The sequence below is a fragment of the Stenotrophomonas sp. 2YAF22 genome, assembly GCF_052114665.1.
GTDB classification, from domain to species: Bacteria; Pseudomonadota; Gammaproteobacteria; order Xanthomonadales; family Xanthomonadaceae; genus Stenotrophomonas; species Stenotrophomonas indicatrix.
On sequence record NZ_JBFRFE010000717.1, the window covers coordinates 1 to 1,958 of the forward strand.

General features: G+C 65.4%; 1 protein-coding gene and 1 tRNA gene. One reads left to right on the forward strand and one right to left on the reverse strand.

From position 1 onward, the window contains the following. Positions 1–392 precede the first annotated feature (392 nt). Positions 393–467 (reverse strand) — tRNA-Glu (locus AB4Y84_RS20340). 49 nt (positions 468–516) lie between these two features. Between AB4Y84_RS20340 and pcnB the strand changes: the two genes are divergently transcribed. Then, entirely contained in the window at positions 517–1,896 is a 1,380-nt protein-coding gene (gene pcnB / locus AB4Y84_RS20345; RefSeq protein ID WP_033830828.1) for a polynucleotide adenylyltransferase PcnB, read from the forward strand. Positions 1,897–1,958 lie beyond the last annotated feature (62 nt).

The following is a 1,958-nucleotide window of genomic DNA, read 5'->3' on the forward strand; positions in this document are numbered from 1 at the left end:
CCGTAAACCCATCCATGGGGGCTCGATGGCGCCATCCATGGCGCCAACGGTCCTGGAGCGCCTGGCCTGCCGCCTCTCGACAGATCGCGGGTGGCGGACACACGCAAGCGCGTCCGGGCTGATTTGCCGCGGAGGAGCGAGGCTGTTCTTGATCTTGCCGCCGTCGCGGAAATTGTCAGGAGGGGGCGGGCCACCCTGTCCTGGACCGTTGGCGCCATGGATGGCGCCATCGAGCACCATGGATGGGCTTTTGCGTGTCCAGGACAGGGTGGCCCGCCCCCTCCCTCGCAGGAACAAGGAGGCGCTCAAGCGACCAGCCCAGTCGGCGACACGATTCCGGAAAACAGAAAAGCCCGCACAAGGCGGGCTTTTTCGGTTCCTGCTGCGGCGACTGGTGCTCCCTAGGGGACTCGAACCCCTGTTTTAGCCTTGAGAGGGCCACGTCCTAACCACTAGACGAAGGGAGCAGTGTGTCGCTGCCGGTGCAGGAGCGCTAGTATATGCACCTCGATGCCATTGGGCAATCCCGAAACTTCAACCGGAAGCGCCAACATCATTTCCTCTGCTACATCACCGTTCAGCCTGCGCGTCATCCCGCGCGACCAGCACACGATCTCCCGCAAGGACATCAGCCCGAACGCTTTGCGCGTGCTTTATCGACTGCGCGATGCCGGCTTCGGCGCCTACCTTGTCGGCGGCGCGGTGCGCGATCTGCTGGTCAATGGCCAACCCAAGGATTTCGACGTGGCCACCGATGCCACGCCCGAACAGGTCAAGCAGTTGTTCCGCAACTGCCGCCTGATCGGCCGCCGTTTCCGCCTGGCCCATGTTGTGTTCGGCCGCGAGATCATCGAAGTCGCCACCTTCCGTGCCAACATCGATGACGGCAGCGGCGACCGCGAAATGGAAAACGGCATGCTCGTGCGCGACAACGTGTACGGCAGCATCGAAGACGACGCCATCCGCCGCGACTTCACCTGCAATGCCCTGTATTACGCCATCGAGGACTTCTCGGTGCGTGACTACACCGGCGGCTTCGAAGACGTGCAGGCACGCCTGATGAAGCTCATCGGCGACCCGGTGCAGCGTTACCAGGAAGACCCGGTGCGCATGCTGCGTGCGGTCCGCCTGGCGGCCAAGCTCGGCTTCCAGATCGAAGAGGGCACTGCCGCGCCGATCCCGCAGCTGGCCGGCCTGCTCAACGAAGCCGCACCGGCGCGCCTGTTCGAGGAAGTCCTGAAGCTGTTCCTGTCCGGGCATGGCGTTGCCAGCTTCGAAGGACTGGAACGCTACGGCCTGTTCGACGTGCTGTTCCCGGAAAGCGCCAAGGCGCTGAAGTCGAACCGCACCGGCGCGCTGCGTCGCATGCTGGTCGAGGGCCTGGCCAACACCGATGCACGCGTGGCCAATGACGAGCCCGTGTCGCCGGCGTTCCTGTTCGCGCTGTTGCTGTGGCCGGCTTACTGCCGCGCACAGGCAACGCTGCTCAAGCAGGGCGTCGCACCGGAAGAGGCACAGCGTCGTGCCGCCGACCGCGTCACCGTGCAGCAGCTGAGCACCATTGCATTGCCGCGCCGTTTCTCGCTGCCGATGCAGGAGATCTGGCTGCTGCAGGCGCGCTTCAGTTCGCGCCAGCGCAAGCGCGTGATGCGCACGCTCAGCCACCCCCGTTTCCGTGCCGCCTTCGATTTCCTGGCCCTGCGCCAGGTGGCATCGGCAGAGCACGAAGCCGACGTCGCGTTCTGGCGCGAAGCGCAGGCGCAGTCCGGGCATGAGCTGGATTCGTCGCTGGATTCCCTGCACAGCGATGCCGGCGATGAGGAGGGTGGAGCGCCGCGCAAGCGTCGTCGTCGCCGTCGTCGTCCCGATGGCGCAGCTGCCGGTGCTGCCGAGTAATCCATGACCGGTGCCTGGATCGGGCTGGGCGCCAATCTTGGCGACGCAGCCAACACCGTCCG